The sequence below is a fragment of the Nocardioides sp. genome, assembly GCF_964228225.1.
Classification (GTDB): Bacteria; Actinomycetota; Actinomycetes; order Propionibacteriales; family Nocardioidaceae; genus Nocardioides.
On sequence record NZ_CAXQZB010000046.1, the window covers coordinates 112,149 to 128,179 of the forward strand.

22 protein-coding genes are annotated in these 16,031 nt (G+C 75.5%); 6 read left to right on the forward strand and 16 right to left on the reverse strand.

What is annotated here, in order from left to right; translation table 11 throughout:
* Window positions 1-44 precede the first annotated feature (44 nt).
* Genes ACERUJ_RS10815 through ACERUJ_RS10845 form a run of 7 tightly spaced genes read right to left on the reverse strand, consistent with a single transcriptional unit; the run spans window position 45 to window position 2,892 of the window.
* Window positions 45-602 carry a hypothetical protein gene (locus ACERUJ_RS10815; protein ID WP_370248531.1) on the reverse strand — a complete coding sequence of 186 codons (558 nt, stop codon included), beginning with the start codon at window positions 600-602 and terminating at the stop codon, window positions 45-47.
* On the reverse strand, window positions 599-1,174 hold the full coding sequence (locus tag ACERUJ_RS10820) for a hypothetical protein (RefSeq protein WP_370248532.1): 576 nt from the start codon (window positions 1,172-1,174) through the stop codon (window positions 599-601). The genes ACERUJ_RS10815 and ACERUJ_RS10820 overlap by 4 nt, the downstream gene beginning before the upstream one ends.
* Window positions 1,171-1,542, reverse strand: coding sequence for a hypothetical protein (locus ACERUJ_RS10825; protein WP_370248533.1), 372 nt, complete (start codon window positions 1,540-1,542; stop codon window positions 1,171-1,173). The genes ACERUJ_RS10820 and ACERUJ_RS10825 overlap by 4 nt, the downstream gene beginning before the upstream one ends.
* Window positions 1,535-1,714, reverse strand: a complete 180-nt coding sequence (locus tag ACERUJ_RS10830; RefSeq protein WP_370248534.1) for a DUF2273 domain-containing protein — start codon at window positions 1,712-1,714, stop codon at window positions 1,535-1,537. The genes ACERUJ_RS10825 and ACERUJ_RS10830 overlap by 8 nt, the downstream gene beginning before the upstream one ends.
* Window positions 1,715-1,766: 52 nt before the next feature.
* Window positions 1,767-2,120: a hypothetical protein gene (locus tag ACERUJ_RS10835; protein ID WP_370248535.1), complete on the reverse strand. Its 354-nt coding sequence runs from the start codon at window positions 2,118-2,120 to the stop codon at window positions 1,767-1,769.
* Window positions 2,117-2,455 carry a hypothetical protein gene (locus tag ACERUJ_RS10840; protein WP_370248536.1) on the reverse strand — a complete coding sequence of 113 codons (339 nt, stop codon included), beginning with the start codon at window positions 2,453-2,455 and terminating at the stop codon, window positions 2,117-2,119. Before ACERUJ_RS10840 ends, ACERUJ_RS10835 begins: the two co-directional genes overlap by 4 nt.
* Window positions 2,452-2,892 (reverse strand): Asp23/Gls24 family envelope stress response protein, encoded by a 441-nt coding sequence (locus tag ACERUJ_RS10845; protein ID WP_370248537.1) that lies wholly within the window; start codon window positions 2,890-2,892, stop codon window positions 2,452-2,454. The genes ACERUJ_RS10840 and ACERUJ_RS10845 overlap by 4 nt, the downstream gene beginning before the upstream one ends.
* A gap of 251 nt (window positions 2,893-3,143) precedes the next feature.
* On the opposite strand from ACERUJ_RS10845, the gene ACERUJ_RS10850 reads away from it, so the two are divergent.
* Window positions 3,144-3,815, forward strand: coding sequence for an RNA polymerase sigma factor (locus ACERUJ_RS10850; protein WP_370248538.1), 672 nt, complete (start codon window positions 3,144-3,146; stop codon window positions 3,813-3,815).
* Window positions 3,812-4,267: a hypothetical protein gene (locus tag ACERUJ_RS10855; RefSeq protein ID WP_370248539.1), complete on the forward strand. Its 456-nt coding sequence runs from the start codon at window positions 3,812-3,814 to the stop codon at window positions 4,265-4,267. Before ACERUJ_RS10850 ends, ACERUJ_RS10855 begins: the two co-directional genes overlap by 4 nt.
* A 22-nt stretch (window positions 4,268-4,289) precedes the next feature.
* On the opposite strand, the gene ACERUJ_RS10860 is transcribed toward ACERUJ_RS10855, so the two are convergent.
* The 3 genes from ACERUJ_RS10860 to ACERUJ_RS10870 all read right to left on the reverse strand — a co-directional run bounded on the left by ACERUJ_RS10860 (window position 4,290) and on the right by ACERUJ_RS10870 (window position 6,855).
* A complete protein-coding gene (locus tag ACERUJ_RS10860; RefSeq protein ID WP_370248540.1) occupies window positions 4,290-5,291 on the reverse strand; it encodes a hypothetical protein in 1,002 nt (333 codons plus the stop codon).
* Window positions 5,291-5,785: a SigE family RNA polymerase sigma factor gene (locus tag ACERUJ_RS10865; protein ID WP_370248541.1), complete on the reverse strand. Its 495-nt coding sequence runs from the start codon at window positions 5,783-5,785 to the stop codon at window positions 5,291-5,293. The genes ACERUJ_RS10860 and ACERUJ_RS10865 overlap by 1 nt, the downstream gene beginning before the upstream one ends.
* Before the next feature lie 65 nt (window positions 5,786-5,850).
* A complete protein-coding gene (locus ACERUJ_RS10870; RefSeq protein ID WP_370248542.1) occupies window positions 5,851-6,855 on the reverse strand; it encodes an NAD(P)H-binding protein in 1,005 nt (334 codons plus the stop codon).
* Window positions 6,856-6,889: 34 nt separating this feature from the next.
* Between ACERUJ_RS10870 and ACERUJ_RS10875 the strand changes: the two genes are divergently transcribed.
* Entirely contained in the window at window positions 6,890-7,486 is a 597-nt protein-coding gene (locus ACERUJ_RS10875; RefSeq protein WP_370248543.1) for a LysR substrate-binding domain-containing protein, read from the forward strand.
* Between the two features lie 22 nt (window positions 7,487-7,508).
* Here ACERUJ_RS10875 and ACERUJ_RS10880 read toward each other — a convergent pair whose 3' ends face one another.
* Window positions 7,509-8,945 (reverse strand): GuaB1 family IMP dehydrogenase-related protein, encoded by a 1,437-nt coding sequence (locus tag ACERUJ_RS10880; protein ID WP_370248544.1) that lies wholly within the window; start codon window positions 8,943-8,945, stop codon window positions 7,509-7,511.
* A 37-nt stretch (window positions 8,946-8,982) separates the two neighbouring features.
* Between ACERUJ_RS10880 and galK the strand changes: the two genes are divergently transcribed.
* Together galK and ACERUJ_RS10890 are read left to right on the forward strand one after the other, a co-directional pair.
* Window positions 8,983-10,125, forward strand: a complete 1,143-nt coding sequence (gene galK / locus ACERUJ_RS10885) for a galactokinase (protein ID WP_370248545.1) — start codon at window positions 8,983-8,985, stop codon at window positions 10,123-10,125.
* A gap of 71 nt (window positions 10,126-10,196) precedes the next feature.
* Window positions 10,197-10,496, forward strand: coding sequence for a YiaA/YiaB family inner membrane protein (locus ACERUJ_RS10890; RefSeq protein WP_370248546.1), 300 nt, complete (start codon window positions 10,197-10,199; stop codon window positions 10,494-10,496).
* A 289-nt stretch (window positions 10,497-10,785) separates the two neighbouring features.
* On the opposite strand, the gene ACERUJ_RS10895 is transcribed toward ACERUJ_RS10890, so the two are convergent.
* Complete coding sequence (locus ACERUJ_RS10895) at window positions 10,786-12,000, reverse strand: acyl-CoA dehydrogenase family protein (RefSeq protein ID WP_370248547.1); 1,215 nt, start codon at window positions 11,998-12,000, stop codon at window positions 10,786-10,788.
* A complete protein-coding gene (locus ACERUJ_RS10900; protein WP_370248548.1) occupies window positions 12,000-13,364 on the reverse strand; it encodes an acyl-CoA dehydrogenase family protein in 1,365 nt (454 codons plus the stop codon). The genes ACERUJ_RS10895 and ACERUJ_RS10900 overlap by 1 nt, the downstream gene beginning before the upstream one ends.
* Before the next feature lie 81 nt (window positions 13,365-13,445).
* Here ACERUJ_RS10900 and def point away from each other — a divergent pair, with 81 nt between their 5' ends.
* Window positions 13,446-14,033, forward strand: coding sequence for a peptide deformylase (gene def, locus ACERUJ_RS10905; protein ID WP_370248549.1), 588 nt, complete (start codon window positions 13,446-13,448; stop codon window positions 14,031-14,033).
* 9 nt (window positions 14,034-14,042) lie between these two features.
* Here def and ACERUJ_RS10910 read toward each other — a convergent pair whose 3' ends face one another.
* The 3 genes from ACERUJ_RS10910 to ACERUJ_RS10920 form a co-directional block, all read right to left on the reverse strand.
* Window positions 14,043-14,738: a hypothetical protein gene (locus ACERUJ_RS10910; RefSeq protein ID WP_370248550.1), complete on the reverse strand. Its 696-nt coding sequence runs from the start codon at window positions 14,736-14,738 to the stop codon at window positions 14,043-14,045.
* A gap of 64 nt (window positions 14,739-14,802) precedes the next feature.
* Complete coding sequence (locus ACERUJ_RS10915; protein WP_370248551.1) at window positions 14,803-15,117, reverse strand: hypothetical protein; 315 nt, start codon at window positions 15,115-15,117, stop codon at window positions 14,803-14,805.
* Window positions 15,118-15,225: 108 nt separating this feature from the next.
* Window positions 15,226-16,029 carry a TrmH family RNA methyltransferase gene (locus ACERUJ_RS10920; RefSeq protein WP_370248552.1) on the reverse strand — a complete coding sequence of 268 codons (804 nt, stop codon included), beginning with the start codon at window positions 16,027-16,029 and terminating at the stop codon, window positions 15,226-15,228.
* Window positions 16,030-16,031: the final 2 nt, after the last annotated feature.

Below are 16,031 nucleotides of genomic sequence, written 5' to 3' on the forward strand. Positions count from 1 at the left end.
AAGATCGCCCCTGCTCTTTGGGCGCCGTGCACAGTGCGCCGGGGTCAGCGCACGCGGCTCACGCCGCGCGTGCGGCGGGCCACCCGCAGCTCGACCCGCAGGTCGACGTCGTCGCGCCCGACGACGCCCGCCGCGTCGGCCCGTACGCGGGCGGCCGCGTCGGCGACCACCCGGGGGTCGGCGTCGGGGTCGACCAGTGCCCTCACGCGCAGGAGCAGGCCGCCACGCTCGCGCGACACCCGCGCGCCGGCGCGGCGCACCCCGAGGGTGTCGGCCAGGGCGTGGGCGGCGGCGTCGGCCGCCGCCGCCGGTTCGAGGAGCAGCCGGCCCTCGCGGCCCGAGCCCGCCAGTCGCACCACGGGGACCGGTCGCGGCCGCAGGTGCGCCCACAGCCAGCCCAGACCGAGCACCAGCAGCACGACACCGACGGCGCCCAGCGCCCAGGGCCACCAGGACTCGCGCGAGGCGTCGGTGACCGGCGTCGGGTCGAGGACCCGGTCCGCACCCTCGCGTCGCCACCACCACAGCCCTCCGGCCGCGGCGAGCAGGCCCAGCGCCACCACCGCGAGCGCCGCACGGTCCAGCGCCCTCACGCGCCTCATGACACACCGTCCTGGTGCTGCAGCCGGACCTTCAGCCGGGGCGCCGACTCCACCGCACCGAGGACGTCGTCGGCGTCGGCGCGGACGGACGCCTCCACGTCGTCGTGCTCCGCGGGTGGCGCCAAGGTCGTGATGGTCGCGACCAGGCGGCGCCCGCCCCGCACCCGCACCCGCGTGGCACCCGGCACGGCGTCCAGCCGCGCCTGCACCCATCGGGCGAGGTCGCGATCCGGCACGACGGCCGCACCGCCGCCCAGGCGGCGCCCGCGTGCTGGGGCCGGGCGCAGCGCCGTCCACAGGAGCGCGAGCGCCAGCAGTGCCACACCCGCACCGACGCCGTCGGTCACGGCGTCGGGTCGCAGCTCCGCCAACCGCGGCGCGAGGTCGTCCCACCAGGACGCACCGGACACGACACCGCCCGTCACCAGTGCCTCGCGCACCAGTGCGGCACCGGAAGCGACGACCGCCAGGGCGAGCAGCACCCCTCCCACGACGGGACCGGCGAGTCGGCGCGGTCGCGGCACGGGGCCGGCGACGCTCGCCGTCTCCTCCCTGCTCAGCAGCGCGGTCATTCCACCCTCCTCCTCGGGTTCGGGACGTGCACGACGCGGGTGACCCGCACGTCGACGCCGTCGACGACCACGCCGACCAGGCTGCCCACCCTCTCGGCGACGGTGGCGCGCACCTGCGCGGCCACCGCGGCCGTCGGCTGGGGCCAGGCCGTGGCGATGTCGAGGGCGATCCGGCTCCGGCCGCCCGCCACGACGGCGCGCACCCGCGGCGACCCGCCCCCGGGACGCCGGGGACGCACCACCGCGACGTGGGCGACCTCGCGCGCCGCCTGTCCGGCGACGCGGGTCACGACGCGGTCGGCGATCACCAGGGAGCCGCGCTGCCCCGGGTCGGCGTCCGGTGTCGGGTCGGCGCCGGGCTCAGCCACGGCTGCGACGCCCCAGCAGCTGACCGAGGTCGAGCTCGCCGTCGTAGTGGCCACCGAGCGCGAACCCGGCGGTGCCGAGCACGAGCGCGAGCAGGAACCCGACCAGGCCCCCCACGCAGATCGCGAGGGTGAGCAGCAGGCCGGCGATGAGGCCGAGTGAGGACGTGGACATGTCAGGGACTCCTGGATGGTCGTGGGCGGGAGAGGCGTACGGACGGGGCGGGTCAGAGGTCGAGGTAGCGGCGCGAGCCGGGCCACCCGCCGGGGATGCGGGCGCGGACCCCGCGGCCGAGGTCGCGGGCCCGGCGGCGACCGCGCCGGAGACTGCGCCGAAGCTGCTCCGGCAGCGCGTCGGAGGCGGTCAGCTCCACGAGGTGGAGGTCGGCCAGGGCATCGGCGAGGGGGGCCGGGGCTCCGTCGCGTACCGCGAAGGAGCGGTCGAGGTCCTCCAGCGCCGCCGTCATCAGCGCACCGTCGCCGCCGGTGTCGGGATGGAACTGCCGCACGAGCGCCCGGCGCTGCGCGAGCCACTGCGCGCGCAGCCCCGGGTCGCGCGGGCCGGGGTACCGGGCGCTCACGCGCCGGCCGCCGGGATGCGGATGTCCTCCACCACGACCTCCACGACCGGGTCGGGCCCAGGAGCTGGGTCCGTGCCGGGTCCGGCGCACGCGGCGAGGGCGACGTCGCGCACCCGGTCGGCTACCGCGAGCAGGTCGACGTCGGCACGCAGCACGACGTGGACCTCCACCATCCCGGACCGCACCCGGACGCCGTCGATGCGGCGTCCGGCTGCGTGCACGGCGACCTCGCCGTAGGGGCCGGCGTGCAGGTCGAGCACCCCGGGCACGGCCCGGGCGGCCCCCGCCACCGCCTCGGCGAGGTCGGCGACGGGGTCCACCGAGGGCGTGGTCACTGGACCCGGCGCTCCTGCGGCTCGTCCTTGTCCTCGCTGGGCACGTGGACGTCCTGCACCTCGATGTTGACCTCGGTGACCTCCAGCCCCGTCATCCGCTCGATCGAGCCGATCACGTTGCGGCGGATACCGGCGGCGAGGTCGGCGATTCCGACGCCGTACTCGGCCACGAGCTGCACGTCGACGGCGGCCTGCTTCTCGCCCACCTCGACCGAGATGCCCTGGCCGTGGTTGGTGGTGCTGCCCGGGATGCGCTCGCGCAGGGCGCCGACCGCCCGGGACGCGGTGCCGCCGAGGGCGTGGACGCCGTTGACCTCGCGGGCCGCGATGCCCGCGATCTTGGCGACCACGGTGTCGGCGATCGTCGTACGGCCCTCGGTGGTGACCAGCGCCTTGCTGTCGCGCGCGGTCGTCTTCTCCAGGGTCTTCTCGGTCATCGTGCTTCCACCTTCCGTGGCGTGGTGGCGAGCACCCCGAGGCGCTCGCCGGATCGTCGTTGACACCACTGGGACGCGACGCCCGGCCGGATCCTCACGCGGTCGCGACTGTGAGGTGGGTCACGCCGACGGATCGTCTCGGGCGCGAGTCGATCGCGCACTCCCGGGTAGGCGTCGAGCGGACGACGCTCCGACCCGGGACCCTCCCGGCCGCCGTCCGGGCCCGGGAGATGGGTGGAGGTGAGGGGGAGGTGAGCACGACATCGCAGGACCCCCGCGACGACCGCACCCTCCTGCGCGCCGGAGCCGCCGGCGACGAGCAGGCCTTCGCCGTGCTGTTCGAGCGGCACTTCGCCGCCACCTTCCACTACGCGCTCTCGATGCTGGACGGCGACGACGCCCTCGCGCAGGACGTCGCGCAGGCGACGTGGATCAAGGTCTGGCAGCATGCCGCGAGCTTCCGCGGCGACGCGCAGGTGCGGACCTGGATCTTCACGATCCTCACCCGGCAGGTGGCCGACGACCGGCGCCGCCGCCGCCCGGTCGCCGTGGCCGACGAGGAGCTCCAGCGGGCGCACGACGCGCTCCGACGGCGTGATCCGGGCGCCCACGCCGCGCCCGCGGCCGAGGACGACGCCGCCACCGCGCAGCTGTGGGCGGCGGTGGCCGTGGCACTGGCCGAGCTGCCGTGGCGCCAGCGCGAGACCTTCGTGCTGCGCGAGTTCGAGGGTCTGGGCTATGCCGAGATCGCCACGGTGCTCGGCACCTCGGTCACGGTCGTGCGGGGTCAGTTGCATCGCGCCCGGCGTGCCCTCGCCTACCGGCTGCGCGCCTGGCGGCCCGACGGATCGTTCGCGGAGTCGCTCGCGGGGACGTCCGCGCCGGAACTCGACGATGATGAGGACGGAAGGGAGTCGCCATGACCGCGCCTGAGGGACCCGATCCGCTCGCCGGCCTGCGGGCCGGCCTCACCGCCCTGCGACGTCGCAGCGAGCGGCGGGCCGCCGAGATCGGCCCGGCCCTGCTCGCCGCGGTGCTCGCCTCGCCCCGGCGCTCGCTCCCGGTGCAGCACCGCACCCAGGAGTGGCTGCAGATCGCCGAGCACGTGCTGGTGGCCGCGATCCGCGACGACGTCGAGCGCGCCCTGCCCGGCGTTCAGGTGCGCGACGTGCGGCTGGTGGTGGAGCGCACCGACCTCACCTCGGTCACCCTCGAGGTGAGCGTGGCGCTCGGCCTCCCCCTCGCCGACACCGCCGACGCCGTGCGCGCCGCCGCCCTCGCCTCCCTGGCCGCCCGTCTCGGCACCGGACCGTCCGACGCGCCGGTGGAGGTGGCCGTCGTCGACGTGCACCCGCGCTCGGCCCCCGACGCCTGAGCCGCGCCGAGCGACAGCGACCTCACCCCGCCGGGAGCAGCTCGTCGATCGGGCCCTCCACGACCAGCGTCACCGGCATCCCCGCGACCTCGGCCAGGCGCTCTTCCCAGCCGTCGACGTCGCGCACCGCCGTGGCGATCCCGACGCGCAGACCCGAGCCGTCGCCGCAGCCGGAGGTGGAGACGAGGTCGATCGGGGAGTCCGCCAGGCCGGCGTCGTCCCAGAGGCGCTGCCCCGCCTCCCGCACGTCGCGCTCGGAGTAGCGCACCCCCTCCACCACCACCTGCACCTCGCCCGGCTCGTCCCGGGCCAGCGCGGCCACCTGCGCCGGCACCGGGGCGCGCCACTGCAGCAGCACGGTGCCGGCCTCCGGGAACACGGCGAGGCCGGCCGCACCGGGCAGACCCGCCGTGGCACGCCGCAGGTCGGCGACCACGGGGTCGAGCTGCCAGGCCAGCACCTGGCGCACCTGGGCGGCGGCGTCGAGGCCCACCGCAGGGCCGCTCGGATCCCACTCGTAGGCCCACCGGGCCCCGGCCGCGCGCAGGACCCCCACGACGTCGGGGGGGAGGGTGAGGTCGGGATCGCCGCCGTCATCGGCGACCAGGGCCACCACCCCCAGCGGGGTCGGCACGGCGCGCACCACCTGGACCGAGCTGAGGGACCGCAGCCGCACGACCGCGCGGCGCTGATCCTCCAGGTCCGGGACCGCGCGCGTCGGCGGCGCCGCCACGGCCTCGGGGCACGCCGGCGCCGGACGGCCGGTCGGCGTCGAGGGCTCCGGGTCGGAGGCCACCGCGACCCGGCGATCCCCGTCCGCAGGGCCGGCGTCGCCCGGGCCCAGCGTCACCACCCCACCGACCGACATCGCGGTCGCGGTCGCCCCGGCGGCCGCCGCGACCGCGAGACGCCGCCGTCGGCGGCGGCGGACGCCACGGTGGACCAGCAGGGCCGCCTCCGGGGCGGGGGTCACCGCGCCGGCCAGTCCGCGCACGGCGCGGGTCACCTCGTCCGTCTCGTCCATCAGGTCCCTCCCAGGTCGGTGCGTGCGGGGGCCCGCTCGCGGAGTCGGGACAGGCCGCGGGAGAGGTGGCTGCGGGCGGTGCCCACCGAGCAGCCGAGCCGCTCGGCGATCCCGGCGTGGTCGAGGTCCTCGAGCACCCGCAGCACGACCGCGCTGCGCTGCTGCGGGGTTAGGGCGGCGAGCGCCTCGAGCAGCCACGGCTCGACGGGGTCCTCGAGCGGGATCCGCACCACCGGCGCGGCCCGCTCCGGGACCTCACCCGGGAGCGTCTCGCGCCGGCGACGCCGGGCCCGGTCGATGTTGAGCCGCACGAGCGTCGTGCGGGCGTAACCACCGGGGTTGCCGTCGGCCAGGCGGCGCCACCGCACGCCGACCCGGGTGAGGCTCTCCTGCACGAGGTCCCACGCGTCGTGGGGATCGCCGGTGAGCGCGTGCGCGAGGCCGAGCAGTCGCGGCGTCTCCGCCTCGACGAACGCCGCGAAGTCCTGCCTCATCCGGTGTGCCTCCCCTCGGTCCTGTCCCCTCCTCAACGCGGAGCGTGGCCCGAACGTTGAGACGCTCAGCGCACCTGTCGGCGCGCGCCGGGTCCGACGGCGTCGGTGGGTGCCCGCAGGTGGGGGTCGACGTCGGCCCGGGTGGCGTCGTCGCCGCGGACACGGGAGCGCCGGAACGCCTCGTCGAGTGCGACGAAGTCGTGGCCCCGCAGCAGGTCGCGGCGCAGCGCCGCGCGGCTGGCAGGGTCGCACACCATGTCGTGGCGCAGGCTCGCGGTGAGCGCGCGCATCACCGGGCGCGGTGCGCCGGTGGCGAGGGCCAGTCCCTCGCCGGCGAGGGCCGGAGGTGCGAGCAGCACGGGCACCTGCACCCGGGTGAGCCCCGCGACCCGGGCGTAGCGCGCCAGCAGCTCGGGGTAGCGCAGCACCTCCTCACCGCCGAGGTCGTAGCCCCGGTGGCCGACGTCGCTGCCCAGGGCGGCCCGCACGGCCGCCAGGACGTCGCTGACCGACACCGGCTGCAGTCGGGCCCGCAGCCAGCGCGGCACCGGCTGGATCGGAGGCTGGACCGGGAGCCCGGGCACCCCGCGCACCGAGGCGCGCAGCGACTCGAAGGACAGCGAGCCGGCCCCCACCACCATCGAGGCCCGCAGGGTGATGCTCGGCACCGGCCCGGCCGCCAGGACCTCCTCCACCTCCCGGCGCGAGGCCAGGTGCCGCGACAGCGGGCCGGCGGGGCTCAGCCCCGAGACGTAGACGATCCGGCGCACGTCGTGGCGCGCGGCGGCGCCGGCGAGGTAGCGGGCCGCATAGCCGTCGAGGCGGGCGAAGTCCGGGGACTCCATGCCGTGCACCAGGAACACGACCGCCTCGACACCCCGCACCGCGGTGTTCACCGACACCGGGTCGTGGGCGTCCAGCCGGGCGTGCTCGACGGCGTCCGCCCACGAGAAGGGGCCCAACCGCCGGGGGTCGCGCGAGGTGGCCACGACCTCGTGGCCGTCCGCGACGAGGCGGGACACGAGCCGGGAGCCGAGGTAGCCGGTGGCACCGGTGACGAGGACGCGCACACCGCGAAACTACGCGACCCGCCATACTCCTGCCGTGTCCTCCACCTCCCCCGCCCTCCGGCTCGGCTACGTGATCGGGGCGACCCCCGACAAGTGGGCGCGCGCGTGGCGGGAGCGTCGTCCCGAACCACTGATCCTCGTGCCGCTCGAGGAGCACGAGCAGGCCGACGCCGTCACCGGCGGCGAGGTGGACATGGCGATCGCCCGGCTCCCCCTCGACTCCCCCGCCGACCTCCACCGGTTGCCGCTGTACGAGGAGGAGGTCGTGGCCATGGGTGCCAAGGAGGGCCTGCTGGGCATCGTCGAGCACGAGGTCGCACTGGCCGACCTCGCCGACGAGCAGCTCGTCATGCCCCACCGCTCCGGCTGGACGCCCACGGCCGACCAGCTGCCCTGGCCGCCCATGGGGTACCGCGACGCCGTCGAGACCGTGGCCGCCGGCACCGGCATCGTCCTGCTGCCGGCGTCCGTGGCCCGGCTGCTGCAGCGGCGCGACGTCGTGACCCGCCGGGTGCCGGAGCTCGACCCCACGGCGGTGGCCCTGGTGTGGCGCCGCGACCGTGACGGCGAGGACTGCCAGGCGTTCGTGGGCATCGTCCGCGGGCGGACGGCGCGGTCCTCGCGCGGCTGACCCGGCCTGCGGGCCGCCGGTCTCACCAGCTGGTGGCCAGCGGGCGACCCTCCGCGTACCCGGCGGCGGACTGCACGCCCACGACGGCGCGCTCGTGCAGCTCGGCGATCGTGGCGGCGCCGGCGTAGGTGCAGGCCGACCGCACCCCGGAGCAGATCTGGTCGATGAGGTCCTCCACGCCCGGCCGCGCCGGGTCGAGGTACATGCGCGAGGAGGAGATGCCCTCCTCGTAGAGGCCCTTGCGGGCCCGGTCGTAGGCCGACTCGGTGGACGTGCGGTTCGCGACCGCCCGCGCCGAGGCCATCCCGAAGGACACCTTGTAGCTGCGGCCCTGGCCGTCGTCCATCAGGTCCCCGGGCGACTCGTGGGTGCCGGCGAACCACGAGCCCACCATCACCGAGGCCGCGCCCGCCGCGAGCGCCAGCGCGACGTCGCGGGGGTGCCGCACGCCGCCGTCGGCCCACACGTGGGCACCGAGCTCGCGGGCGGCGGCGGCGCACTCCAGCACCGCGGAGAACTGCGGGCGCCCGACGCCGGTCATCATCCGGGTCGTGCACATCGCGCCCGGGCCGACGCCGACCTTGAGGATGTCGGCCCCCGCCTCCACTAGGGCCCGCACGCCCTCGGCTGCGACGACGTTGCCCGCCGCGACCGGCACCTGCGGGTCGAGGGCCCGCACCGCGCGCAGCGCGTCGAGCATCCGGTCCTGGTGCCCGTGGGCGGTGTCGACGACGAGGCAGTCCACCCCGGCCTCCAGCAGCGCGGCCGCCTTGCCGGCGACGTCGCCGTTCACCCCGACGGCGGCGGCGATCCGCAGGCCGCCCGCGGCGTCCACCGCGGGGTCGTAGAGGGTGGCGCGCAGCGCGCCGACCCGGGTGAGCACCCCGACCAGGCTCCCGTCGGCGGCCGTAGCGACGGCGAGCGGGGCGTGGGAGGCGTCGAGGAGGTCGAAGACCGCGCGCGGGTCGGCGTCGGCGGCCACGGGCGCCGCGATCGGACGCATCACGGTGCCGACCTGGGCGAAGCGGTCGACGTCGCGGCAGTCGGAGGCGGAGACGACGCCGACCGGGCGCCCGTCGCGAACGACGACCGCCGCGCCGTGGGCCCGCTTGGGCAGCAGGGACAGTGCCTCGGCGACCGTCTGGTGCGGGCCGAGCACGATCGGGGTGTCGAAGACGGTGTGGCACGCCTTGACCGTGCGCACGACCTCGGCCACCACCTCGGTCGGGATGTCCTGGGGCAGCACCGTGAGGCCGCCGCGTCGGGCCACCGTCTCGGCCATCCGGCGACCCGCGATCGCGGGCATGTTCGCCACCACGATCGGCAGGGTCGCCCCCGTGCCGTCGGTGGTGGCGAGGTCGACGTCGTAGCGGCTGGCCACCGCGCTGTGGCGCGGCACCATGAAGACGTCGTCGTAGGTGAGGTCGTGGGAGGGGACGCGGTCGTCGAGGAAGCGCACGGCGCGAGCCTAGGGGGTGTCTCCCTAGGCTGGGCCCGTGACCGACCTGCCGACACCCCCGGCCCCCGGCCGGCGCGTCGTGGCCCGGGCACCGGGTCGGGTCAACCTCGTCGGTGAGCACACCGACTACAACGGCGGGCTGTGCCTGCCCTTCGCCCTCGACCTCGCGACGACCGCGACCGTGACGACGCGCGCCGACACCCGGGTCCGCCTCCTCAGCAGTCCTCCCGGCGCCTCCGCGCCGATGGTCTGGGAGGGCGACCTGGCCGACTGCCGGCCGGGCGGTGTCCGGGGCTGGGCGGCCTACGTGGCCGGCGTGCTCTGGGCGACGGCCCAGGACGGGCAGACCGTACCCGGAGTGAACGTCGCGGTGACCTCCACGGTGCCGCTCGGCGCGGGACTCTCCAGCTCCGCCGCCCTGACGGTGGCGGTCGCCCTCGCCCTCGACGCGCTCGCCGGACACACCCTCGACGACGACCGCCGCGCGGTCCTGGTGGAGCGGTGCCGCCGCGCCGAGGCGGAGGTCGCGGGCGCCCCGACCGGAGGGCTGGACCAGCAGGCCTCGCTGCGGGGCCGGGCGGGCCACGGGGTCCTGCTCGACTTCGGGGCCGGGACGGCGCGGCCGGTACCGCTGGCCTGGGAGGAGGACGGGCTGCGGCTGATCGTCGTCGACACCCGGGTGAGCCACGCCCTGACCGACGGCGGGTACGCCACGCGACGCGCCGAGTGCGAGGCGGCGGCCGCCGCCCTGGGGGTCGCGACCCTCTCCTCGGCCGCACCGGAGGCACTCGCGGGCCTGACCGACCCCGTGCTGCGCCGCCGCGCCCGCCACGTGGTCACCGAGGACGCCCGCGTGCGGGAGGTGGTCGCGGGCGCGGCCGCCCGCGGCTGGCGCACGGTCGGTGCAGCCATGACGGCGTCCCACGCCTCGTTGCGCACGGACTTCGAGGTGAGCTGCGCCGAGCTCGACCTCGGCGTCCAGACCGCGCTGGACGCCGGTGCCCTGGGCGCGCGGATGACGGGCGGCGGCTTCGGCGGCTCCTTCATCGCCCTCGTGCCGGCGCCGGCGGTCGAGGGGGTCCGGACGGCCATCGACACCGCCTTCGCCCAGGCCGGGCACCGGGCTCCCGACCACCACGACGGCGTGCCCGCTCCCGGCGCGCAGCTGGTGTCGATCTGAGTATCCGGGCCCGGTCGGGAACGGGTACCGGCACGGACGCGAGGGAGGCGTCGACGGCGCAGGCTGGTGCCATGACCTCGATGACCGGCCCCTCCGCCCCCTCCAAGAACACCGCCGCCTTCTACGCGATGTCGGCGATCTCCTTCGGCGTCGCCCTGATGGCGATGCTCATCGCCTTCGTCTACCTCCCGGTCGACCCGTGGGTGCGGGCCTTCCTGGCCCTCGGCACGATGTACCTCACCACCAGCTCGTTCACCCTCGCCAAGGTGATCCGCGACAACACCGAGAGCCAGTCGGTGGTGCACCGCCTCGACCAGGCCCGGGTCGACCGCCTGCTGGCCGAGCACGACCCCTTCCGCGCCGTCTCCTGACCGGGCCTTCCCCCGGCGTCGCTCCCCGGCTCACCGCGTCTCGTGACGGCGCCGGGGCGCCTCCTCGACGAACGTGGATGAAGACGGTCGTCGAGGAGCGAGCGGCAGCGAGCGTCACGAGACGCGCGCACCCGACAGACCGCCTTCCCTCCTCGACGAACGTGGCCACCACGGTCGTCGGCGAGTGTCGCGGGACACCCTCCACGACGGCACGAGGCCCTCCCCCGCCATCGGCGGAGGAGGGCCTCGTGATGTCCCGTGCCGCCCCGGAGCAGGACGGCGGCTCAGCTCACTTCAGCTCGGCGCTGGAGAGCCCCAGCACGCGGCGGGCGATGATGAGCTGCTGGATCTGCTGGGTGCCCTCGAAGATGTCGAGGATCTTGGAGTCCCGGGCCCACTTCTCGAGCAGCTCGGTCTCGCTGTAGCCGATCGAACCGGCCAGCTCGACGCAGGAGAGCGTGATGTCGGAGCCCACGCGGCCGGCCTTGGCCTTGGCCATCGAGGCCTCCAGACTGTTGGGCTGGCGGTTGTCGGCCATCCACGCCGCCTGCAGCATGAGCAGGTAGGCGCCCTCCCAGTCCGACTCCATCTGCAGGAACTTCGCGGCCGCGGCCGACTGCAGGTGGGCGGGCCGGTCGTAGTCGACCTCGATGCCGGCCTGCTTCAGCAGGTCGCGGGTGAGGTCGAGCGACGCCCGGGCGCAGCCGACGGCCATCGAGGCCACCAGCGGACGGGTGTTGTCGAAGGTCGCCATCGCGCCGGCGAAGCCCTGCTTGGTGTCGATCTCGGGCGAACCGAGCAGGTTCTCCTTCGGCACGCGGCAGTTCTCGAAGATGATCGCGGCGGTGTCGGAGGCGCGGATGCCGAGCTTGTGCTCCAGCCGCTCCACCCGCATGCCGGGCGTGCCCTTGGCCACGACGAAGGACTTGATGGCCGCACGGCCCAGGTCGCGGTCCAGCGTGGCCCACACGACGATGTGGTCGGCGCGGTCACCGGAGGTGACGTAGATCTTCTCGCCGTTGATGACGTACTCGTCGCCGTCGAGCACCGCGGTGGTCTTGATGTTCGCCGAGTCCGAGCCGGTGCCCGGCTCGGTGATGGCCATGCCGGCCCACACGCCCTCGAAGCGCTGGAGCTGCTCGTCGTCGGCCACCGAGGCGATGGCCGAGTTGCCCAGGCCCTGGCGCGGCATCGAGAGCAGCAGGCCGACGTCGCCCCAGCACATCTCGGCGATCGAGAGCACCGAGGCCAGGTTGGCCCCGTTCTTGACCCCGCCGTCGTCCTTCTTCTCGTCGCGCCGCACGCCCGCAGCGCCCGCACCCTCGCCCGCGCCGGACTCGGAGAGCCCGTCGATCATGGCGGCGAGCATGTCGAGCTCCTTGGGGTACTCGTGCTCGGCGCGGTCGTACTTGCGCGAGATCGGTCGCAGCATGTTCATCGCGACCTGGTGGGCCTGACCCACCAGCGGCTTGAACTTCTTCGGCTCCTCCAGGTTGATCGCCATCAGACCAACACCGCCCCTTCCATGATGCCGACGGCGCGCAGGTCGCGGTACCAGCGCTCCACCGGGTGCTCCTTGACGAATCCGTGTCCCCCGAGCAGCTGGACGCCGTCGAGGCCGATCTTCATGCCCTTCTCGGCGCACGCCTTGCGGGCCAGTGCCACCTCGCGGGTGAAGTCCTTGCCGGCGGCCGCGCGGCCGGCGGCCTTGTAGGTGAGCAGACGCATGGCCTGCAGCTCGATCGCGATGTCGGAGACCATGAACGCCACCGACTGTCGGTGGGCGATCGGCTCGCCGAAGGCCTCGCGGGTCTTGACGTAGGGCACCACGTAGTCGAGCACGGCCTGGCCGGTGCCGACGGCGAGCGCGCACCACGCGAGCCGGGACAGCCGCACGCACTCGCGGTAGGTGGAGCCGTCGGTGGCACCGAGCACGGCGTCGGCCGGCACGACGACGTCGGCCAGGTGCAGGGTGGTCAGCGACGCGGCGCGCACGCCCATCGCGGGGTCGCCCTCGACGCTGAGGCCCTCGGCGCCCGACTCCACCAGGAACAGCACCGGCTGGCCCTCGAGGCTGGCACCGACGACGAACAGCTCGGCGCTGGCGCCGAGCGGCACGAGCGACTTGGTGCCGGTGAGCACGAAGCCGTCGCCGCGGCGGGTGGCGGTGGTGCTCGGGGACAGCACGTCGAAGAGCACGGTGGGCTCGGTCAGCGCGAGCGCCGCGGCCGGGACGTCGTCACCGGCGAAGGCGGGCAGGTAGGTCTGCTGCTGCGCCTCGGTGCCCCACAGGCCCAGCGCGGTGGCGACCGAACCGGGCGCCAGCGCGGCGACGGCCAGACCGAGGTCGCCCTTCGCCAGTGCCTCCGCGACCAGGGTGCCGGCCATGGCCGAGCGCTCCTCGGAGATGCCGCCGAGCTCCTCGGGGATGCCGAGGATCGGCAGGCCGATCTCGCGGCCGGCCTGGAGCACCTCGTCGGGGGCCGCGCAGGCCTCGTCGGCCGCGGTGGCGGCGGGCCGCAGCACCTCGGTGGCGTACTCGGTGACGACGTCGACGAGCATCTGCTCGTCCTCGGTCGGGGTGAGGTCGAAGGGACCGGTGCCGGCCGTGGGCGCGGGGCGCACGCCGGACCTGCTGCTCGAGCCGCTGCGGTTGAAGGTGCGGCTGGCGCTGGTCATGGTCGAGAAGCCGCTGCGGGTCACGGTGAAGACGGCCTGCTCGGCGGTCTTGCGGAGGCCGACGCGGTCGAGCACCTCGCTCTGGGCCAGCTTGTTGAGGCCGGCCACGAGGTACCCGATCGGGTCGCGCGACTCCGAGCGCGGGATGCCGTTGCGGCCACCCGGCTTGAGGCTGTTCATGAGGGACATGGCCCTAATGTAACTCGGAGTTACACTCGGCGCTACAGGTACCCGGGATGCGGCGGATCACACGCCCGTACGATGCCGTGCATGGCCGATCCGACCCCGCCCCACGCTCCCTACGGTCCGCTGCCCGCGGGCGGCACCGTGCGCCCGATCACCCGGTGGGGCACGCCGGTCATGCACCGCCCGCAGGCCGCGGTCACGGCCTACGACGACGCCCTCCACACGCTGGTGGCCGACATGGTCGCCACGATGTACGCCGCCGAGGGGGTCGGCCTGGCGGCGTGTCAGATCGGGGTCGACCTCGCGGTGTTCGTCTTCGACTGCCCCGACGACACCGGCGACCACACCGTCGGCGTGGTCTGCAACCCGGTGCTCGAGCTGCCCGAGGGTCGCGCCCGCCGCCTCGACGACGACGCCGAGGGCTGCCTGTCCTTCCCCGGCGCGTTCGTGGACTGCGCGCGCCCCGACACCGCCACGGTGCACGGCACCGGTCTGACGGGTGAGCCCGTGACCTTCACCGGCACCGGGCTGCTGGCGCGCTGCCTCCAGCACGAGACCGACCACACCCAGGGCACCGTGTTCGGCGACCGGGTGTCGGCCAAGGCCCGCCGGAAGCTCACCAAGGCCCACGACGCCGCCGCCGCCGACTACCCCCCGACCTGGCCCGCCTGACCAGCGGCGTCAGGCCGGGGCGAGCGGCCGGGCGTCGAGCGCCCAGAGGACGCTGCGGGTCCCGAGCGGGTCCTGCAGGTCCCCCGGGTCGAACAGCGTGGTGACCTCCACGCCGGTCGGCTCGGCGTCGGCCGATCCCACGACCCAGGCGCAGCCCGCCACCCAGCGGGTGGGCAGCCGGGGTCCCGGCGGCCCGTCGCAGTCGGCCGGGCCGAGCACGAGGGTCCGCTCACCACCGCCGTCGGACAGGACGGCGGTCGGGGCGCCGTCCACCTCCCAGGCAGCGGTGCGCAGCGGTGCCTCGGCGCTCACCCGGTAGTCCACCAGCCACACCGGCAGGCCACCGAGGTCGGGCTGCCCCGGGTCGAAGGTGGCGTCGGTGGAACGCCGCACCCCGGTGACGCGCACCTGCACCGGCACCGCGTCGGCGTCGGAGGAGGTGCGGAACGGCACCCGCGCCGTGGCGCCCGGGCACAGCACGGTGTCCGGCGGGGTGAAGCCGTCGGCGTCGCGCGGCGACGTCGTGGCGCAGGTCGGCGCGGGCTCGGGACCGGGCGTGCCGGCGGAGGCGGGCGTCCCGCTCGGGACCGGGGACGGCTGCCCGTCGGTGCCGCAGCCGCCGAGCAGCAGCGAGGCTCCCAGGCCCGTCACGAGGGCGACGCCCCCGGCGGCGATCAGCGGGCGCGGGCGGGTGGTCGTCGACATGACGACGACCTTCCCGCCCCGGCGCCTGCCGAACCCACCGGGGCTCGCGGCTCCGGGAGGGGGCTCAGAACACCGCGGACTTGGCGGAGAGCCGGCCGTTCTCGAAGGACACCGAGACCGCCCCGAAGCGGGTGCAGGCGCGGTAGGACCGGATCTCGATGGTGACGCCGTAGCCGCGGCTGATGGCCTCGCGCGAGCCCTTCGTGCCGAAGACACGGGCGACCTTGGCCTTGCTGAAGTCCTTCTTGACCGAGGCGAACTCGCGCTGGGAGACGCAGGAGTCGGCGGCGGTGGCCGGGGCGGCGGTGGACACGACGGCGACGGGACCGCCGACCAGGGCGAGCGGCAGCAGCAGGGCCGCCAGGTGGGTGCGCATCATCGGATGCTCCTCTCGGGTGGGGGCGGTCCGCTGGTCGGGGCCGCCCGGGTGCGAGAAGCGTGCACCCACCCTCCGAGTCAACACCTCGGCCGCGCGGGGAGAGCCTGCTCAGCGCCGCACGGTGACGTAGCAGGCGACGGCGGCCGCCGCAGCGACGTTGAGGGAGTCGACGCCCGCGGACATCGGGATGACGGCGCGCCGGTCGGCGGCCTCCTGCCAGCGCGCCGACAGACCGTGCCCCTCGGATCCCAGGACCAGCGCGACCCGGTCGCAGCCGGCCACCGCCTCCTCGATCGGGACGGCGTCCTCGGCCAGGGTGAGGGCGATCGTGGTGAACCCGCGTGCGGTGAGGTCCGGGAGAGCGCCGTACCAGTCCGGCAGCCGCGTCCACGGCACCGAGAACACCGTGCCCATCGCGACCTTCACCGAGCGCCGGTAGAGCGGGTCGGCGCAGCGGGGCGCGAGGAGGACGGCGTCGAAGCCCAGTGCCGCGCCGCAGCGGAACACCGCACCCACGTTGGTGTGGTCGACGACGTCCTCGAGCACCAGCACCGAGCGAGCGCCGGCCAGCACCTCCTCCACCGACGGCAGCGGGGTGCGGGTCAGGGAGGCCAGGGCGCCGCGGTGCACGTGGAACCCGGTGACCTGCTCGGCGAGGTCCTCGGACAGCACGTAGCAGGGGGCGTCGCTGCGCTCGAGCACGTCGGCGAGGCCCTCCAACCAGCGCGGGCTCATCAGGAAGGACCGGGCGCGATGGCCGGCCTCGACCGCGCGGCGCACGACCTTCTCGCCCTCGGCGAGGAACAGGCCGTGCTCGGCCTCGACGTGCTTGCGCAGCTCGACGTCGCGCAGGTCGCGGTAGTCGGCCAGCCGCGGGTCGGCGGGGTCGTCGATCTCGACCAGTCGGGCCACGG